Source organism: Photobacterium alginatilyticum (genome assembly GCF_009910675.1).
GTDB classification, from domain to species: domain Bacteria; phylum Pseudomonadota; class Gammaproteobacteria; order Enterobacterales; family Vibrionaceae; genus Photobacterium; species Photobacterium alginatilyticum.
The window spans coordinates 127,307-133,306 of sequence record NZ_RSEJ01000016.1 but is presented as its reverse complement, the minus strand read 5'-3'; the positions used below and the strand labels follow the sequence as shown (position 1 = coordinate 133,306).

3 protein-coding genes, 1 other RNA gene and 1 pseudogene are annotated in these 6,000 nt (G+C 42.6%); 2 read left to right on the top strand and 3 right to left on the bottom strand.

From position 1 onward, the window contains the following. Positions 1 to 905 precede the first annotated feature (905 nt). Positions 906 to 2,834, top strand: coding sequence for an ATP-dependent nuclease (locus tag EIZ48_RS15835; RefSeq protein ID WP_240152987.1), 1,929 nt, complete (start codon positions 906 to 908; stop codon positions 2,832 to 2,834). Between the two features lie 66 nt (positions 2,835 to 2,900). Here EIZ48_RS15835 and EIZ48_RS15830 read toward each other — a convergent pair. Next, positions 2,901 to 3,392, bottom strand: a pseudogene (locus tag EIZ48_RS15830) (transposase); the annotation flags it as partial. Positions 3,393 to 4,029: 637 nt separating this feature from the next. On the opposite strand from EIZ48_RS15830, the gene EIZ48_RS15825 reads away from it, so the two are divergent. Continuing rightward, complete coding sequence (locus tag EIZ48_RS15825; RefSeq protein ID WP_160653297.1) at positions 4,030 to 4,245, top strand: hypothetical protein; 216 nt, start codon at positions 4,030 to 4,032, stop codon at positions 4,243 to 4,245. 664 nt (positions 4,246 to 4,909) lie between these two features. Here the strand turns inward: EIZ48_RS15825 and ffs are convergent. Both ffs and EIZ48_RS15815 read right to left on the bottom strand, forming a co-directional pair. Beyond that, positions 4,910 to 5,006, bottom strand: an RNA gene (gene ffs / locus EIZ48_RS15820) — signal recognition particle sRNA small type. Positions 5,007 to 5,176: 170 nt separating this feature from the next. Then, positions 5,177 to 5,911, bottom strand: coding sequence for a VP0952 family biofilm-associated protein (locus tag EIZ48_RS15815; RefSeq protein ID WP_075761843.1), 735 nt, complete (start codon positions 5,909 to 5,911; stop codon positions 5,177 to 5,179). Positions 5,912 to 6,000 lie beyond the last annotated feature (89 nt).

The following is a 6,000-nucleotide window of genomic DNA, read 5'->3' as shown; positions in this document are numbered from 1 at the left end:
GGGCATTGTTCTCTAAGGGAGTCGTGTAGTATTTGAATATCACGCATCTTGTTTTCTTCTTTTGTTTTTGTGGTGAATTCATTAGATCAGAAGGCAAGGTGCGTGTCTACTTATTGAACAGTAAAGGAATTTTGTGGGGATTCCTGAGATCCAAGTATTACCAGAATCAAAAAACGCTCATTAAATGATAGCCATTTTTTGATACCAAAAATTATCACAATGAGACCATTCGCTTTCTATAGAGTATCTACAATAAAGCAAACCAAAAAAAATCAGAACCTTGCTATCCGATAGGCTAGCTATGATATAGGTGACATCGAGTAATCAGTGAAAATTTAAGTGGTAGTGTCTTGACGATAGAACGAAAAAATATTCAATACTCGTTGACCACAAACTGGAACTTGGTGATAAATTGGTTGTACTGAAGATAGACAGATTAGGGAGAGATAACTTAGATGTGCAGAAAACTATCTAAATGCTAACGAAAAAAGTATATCTGTTGCCTGTCTATATTTACCAGTCAAAGAATTATCAAGTAATGAAGGTAAAGGTGTTTAGTGCTTTTCCGAGTTTGAGTGTGTTCGAATCAGAGAACGAACCAAAGGTGGACTAGAACGCGCAAAAGCTGAAGGTAACAAACTAGGTAGGCCTACTACGGCTATAATGACAACAAGGAAAGCCCAAGTATGCCGCTTAAAAGCTCTAAGCCAGACTGTGATACTACTAATGAACTAAACATAGGAGTGCCACAGTGAAACAACATTGGAATAAAAAAGCCCCCATAGATTAATTTTCTTGCATCATTGAAAGTTAGTATTACCGATAAAACGACTGAACCGCTCGGTTTACATATAGCTCGTTTAGTGTTCCAAGAGGCAACTGTAGAAATAAAATATAGACTAATCATGAATCTGCCATACAATAGCCACAGTTATGCAATGCTGGCACAGTTTATGATAAGACAAATTACCATTACTAACTTTCGCTCTATACGCAAAGAAACTATATCTGCAGAAGAGATTACAACTCTTGTTGGTAAGAATGATGCAGGCAAGTCGAACTTGCTCAGAGCATTAAACTTGTTCTTCAATGGTAAGACTGACGCTGATACTGACTACAATTTTCAGTCTGATTTCAATATCAATGCTACCGTTCAACAACGAAAAGCAAAAGAAATCAAAGTAGAATTGGTCCTAAAGCTACCTCGAAGTTACCGTAAGTCCGGTAAACCAGACACTGTATATTGGAGTAGAACGTGGCGTGCGGATGGCTTCCACGACGAAGTGCAACAGCATTGCGAAATGAAAAGCGGAAGAGTGGTAAATAAGACAAACTTTCCTCAACGAAGTAAGATCCCTTACCTACTAAAAAATATTAACTATATCTATATCCCCGCAATCAAAGATGCCAACTTCTTCCGAGATCTTCAAGGTCAGCTATACGATGTATTAGCAGCTGCATCAGAGCAAGGGTTGCATGCCTCTGCTAACAGCTTTGAGGAAGAAATCAATGATCATATTAGCGAACTAATGGGGGAAATTGACGCTACTTTCGTTAATAGCAATAACGAAGTCAAGCTACCTCAAAACCTAAGAAACATCTTTGGTGCTTTAGAGTTTAATGCTGATAGTATCCCTTTATCTCGTAGAGGTGATGGGATAAAAATTAGACACATCCCAATGATGCTCTCCTTTATTGCACTTAAACAACAAAACATAGGTGCTAGAACAACGATTCGACCTCAGATTTGGGGCTTCGAAGAACCGGAAAATAACGTTGAATTTTCTACTTGCTTTGAGCTAAATAGCCAATTAGTTGAAGCAGCCAAGAAGCACACGCAGATTTTTATAACAACGCATTCACCTGCAATATATTCACTATCTTTCAACGACACATTACCTGCTGGTCTCAAGAGCACTAGCTATTATGTCGATAAACAAGGATATGACACTAAGCTTCTATCATGCAGCGAGCAGGAGCTTCACGGTAATACGGGCTTCCTAAACCTAGTAACACCTATGATTGAAGAGCATCGAAAGGAGTGGCAAGAAAGAGAAAGCGAATATAACGCTACAGTAGAAGCTTTATCTTCTCAGCTAGCTAACTCTTCCAAGCCGCGCATATTTCTAGAGGGAATTAGCGATAAGACTGTAATCACTCGTATCCTGCGATACCTAAGCCGAGGAGATGAAATCTTCATTGATACTCCAGAGAATGCGCACAATAGTGCTAACGCAGCGAGTGACCGAGCAAAGGCGTTTTACTTACTCCAGAAACATGAAAATGACAAAGTTCTTGGTCTTCTTCTATTGGATGACGATGATGCTGGCAAAGAAGCAAAAAAACAATTTACAGAATTTTTCTCAAGTCAACAATCAACCGTAAGTGCTGCAACATACCCTCCACACGATGCACCTAAAGAACTGAAAAGGAAAGGTTTTGCATGGAAAGTTGAATTAGAGCACCTATATCCAGAATCTATTTGGAAACACGCATTAGAGCAATCTTGGCTTGAAGAGCAGACTGATGAAGAGCAAAAATTTACCGCATCTAAACGCAAAGAACTATTTAATAACGGTATAAGCCCAATCAAATATAAAAGTGATTTAACAGAATACCAACAGTTTATCGTTGATTACTCGTTTACATATCAAGGCAAACGTAATGTGAGTCAATATATTGAGCAGATGACAGATGAAGAGCTGCTTGAGAACGGCCTAGTGGCAGCTTTCAAACCAGTAATTGAACTAATAATCAAGAAGCTAAAATTGCCTGAAGCATCAACAGAAGCAGCCTCAGAGAGTAATGAGCAAATAGTTACTTCAGAAGCCTAAATTAAGGCTGCCTAGACCCTGTAAATAATTCTGTGTAACTGCTCTGAGTTACAAGTAATTAGTTAATCAATCTTCGAACATAATCATAAAGCGGTTCAGGGCTTGTCGCCAGTTTCTAATTGGCATCGTCCATTTCTTGGATGCCTCCTGAATCGCCAGATAGATAACCTTTCTTTCTGATTCATCCGTCGGGAATAGCTTGCGCTTCTTAATCGCTTTCCTGATAACACTGTTCTGGGACTCTATCGCAGTGGTCATGTAAATGGCCGTGCGGCTGATTTGAGGGTATTTGGCATCCCATATCTTGGAGAAGTGCTCAAGTGCTAGCAGAGCTTCATCTTCTGTCGAAGATTGGTAAATATGCTTAAGATCAGCCGTCACCGTCTTGTAGTCCTTCCAAGACACATATCAAACCGAGTTTCTCACCATGTGCACGATACACAGTTGGATTTGGGCTTGTGGGAAAACGGAGTTAATAGCGTCTGGAAAGCCCTTTAAGCTACCGACAAAGGCGATAAGGATATCTTTGACTCCACAGTTTTGAAGCTCGGTCAGGATTTTTTCCGGCTGTTAGCTCTGCATTGCTCTGGATAAATTTGATACCAGATTGAGTTTTTCCAACTGCTGTATTGCTTGTTCACCCAATAAGTCTAGTATCACTTTCCTTAATATATTTGTGCCGCTACCCACTTGAAAACCTTATCCAATAATACCAAAAAAATAGAAGCGCACTAAGAAACTATCACTTCATTTGCAAGGACTATTTTTACTAAAAAGTGGGATTGAAAAGAATAAACTTGTTGACAAAAAGGCTGAGAAAAAAGCTTACATTCATTATTTGGCACTAGCTCAAAATCATCGGTTCTTCCCTGTACTGTCCTTTAAAAAAAATGATTTAGATCAATGTTTGTTTTTTGGATTTCTCGCCTAATACGTGCTGTTGGATGCGGTTATTTTGAACAGCCTTCGACATAACCGCTCATCTAAAAAGCAAAAAAACACAATATGTTGTGTTTCTCTGACTATTAGATAACAAAAAACCCGCGGTGGCGGGCTTTATGTTGGCGTCACACACAGTGACATTTATCCATTAGATTGGCGTCCTTGGATGTGTGCATTGTATGCGGCGGCGAGCATAAATCAATAGTTTTTCACCTTAGATTTGACCACCGTCAACAGGGTGTGAGGATGGCTTATGCTCCATTACCTGATAAAAGCGATGCCCGTTCTATTTGAACTCATCAAAACTTGGTTTACTAATATACCAGTGCCAGTTCTGGTTATTGACTTTGTTTCTCTTGTTGTGTCTTTCGTTTTCGAATTGATCGAGGCGAAGAAAATCAAGCTGGTCTTTCACTGCGACGTGATGATGCGTATCCGTTTCAATAACGATGACGATACCAAGCATTAATTAATAACGGCTCACCATGGTGGTGAGCCTTTTATTATTCACTAGGTGTTTTCCTTACTTTTAATTACAAGGCCACCTGGCTACCTTCACTCAGCTTAACTTGCAAGTTGATCACAGATAGTCAGCATGGTTACCATAAAGGTACTTCTTTTCAGTTCGCCACCAATAAACCACTGAGTAATAACGTCTCCCGCTTCAAACACCATTAGCTTAGCGTCTTCAGAATCAAGACACCCTGTTTAACCTTGAAGCGTTGGAGAAAATCGGATTCCTATGTTTTTGCAAATGGGTTAACCTCAATCCACTTAACTTCTTTATTTTCAACGGCCTGAAAGGCAGAAATGTAAGGATATTCTCGCATTGCAGAGTATAGGTAAACCTTCAAGGACGTTATGGTTGAGGAGTATTCGAGATGGAAACAGGTATCGAATTCTAAGTAAGACTCGACTGTCATGACCTGATTCATCTTGGCACTGACGAACTTAAAAAGGTTCTTAACACGGGAGTGTTTGAGCTGACGACGGTACATGATGGTCTAGCCCGTTTTGTTGTTAAACTACAACAAAAATAGCTTATGCACGCTTATTGTGCCAATTATGTACGGTATTAGGGAAAATATGCAGGCTTATGGTGCAAACTACACGAACGCCAGATGGGTGGAAGCCCCCACCAGCCACATCCCGGCACACACGTCGCCTGCTGCGGTTGCTCCCTTCCGGGCCTGGCCGAGTTCACAGGTTAGTGTTGCGGGAGGACCAATGGGGGCCTCCATAGATTCGTTGTCTCGTTTCGAGAACGGGGGTGATTATCCGCTAACGCCTGCGACAATGCAAGGGGGCAATCCCCCTTATTGGACTGACTGCTGATTTATTACCCAGATAATACCGCTTAGGTAAAATAACCAGCATAACAGCCTGAATAGAAAGCAGCTTTACAGCTCTTCTTCCGGCTCTTCCAGCAAGAACTCACCCAGCAGCGCACCGCCCAGAACCAGTAACCAGGCCACCAGAACCGGGTTCGGTACTTCAAAGTACGGCACCAGTACCAGCGTGGCAAAGCCGACGGCCGGCAAGACCCAGGCAAGACGAGGTACCCACTCACGCAGTTTGCCTTTCATCATCTCCTGCATCGAGGCTATCAGGCCAGTGACACACAGAGCCACCAGCGCGGCATGCTCCATGCCACCCACCCACAGCGGGATCACCAGAAACAGCGGCCACCAGGTATTGCCCTCGACCGGACGCCAACTGCGGGCCACATACCAGATCAGAGTGACAGCCAGTACCTGGATCACCGTATAGGATGCATACCCCGGCAGTTTGCCTTCACCCTGAAGTGCCATCAGGCCAACATCCATGGCCAGCACGATAGAGATCAGCAAGGCTGCCAACTGCCAACCGCTCTTAGGCGAGAAACTGACAGAAAAAACAGGTAACATCATAAAGATACTGATAGACAGGGCCAGAGGCTGTTCGGGTAGTACGGCACCGAATGCACCGAGCCCGACGAGTAACAGCCAGGCGCGAAGACCACCTTGCGGTAGCAACCACAAGGCGGGAATAGCCAATGCCAGTGCGGGAAGCTCTCCTTGGCTGTAACCCAGAGCACTGACACCCAACACGGTCAGCGCAATGCTAACCACAACAAGTAACGCGGCATACAACATGGCAGCACCTCCTTGCGTTATCCGATAGTGCGAAGGAGAAAAACAGAATTCAGCAACTATCGGGATGTTTTGTTCGGTTCAGGTATAAA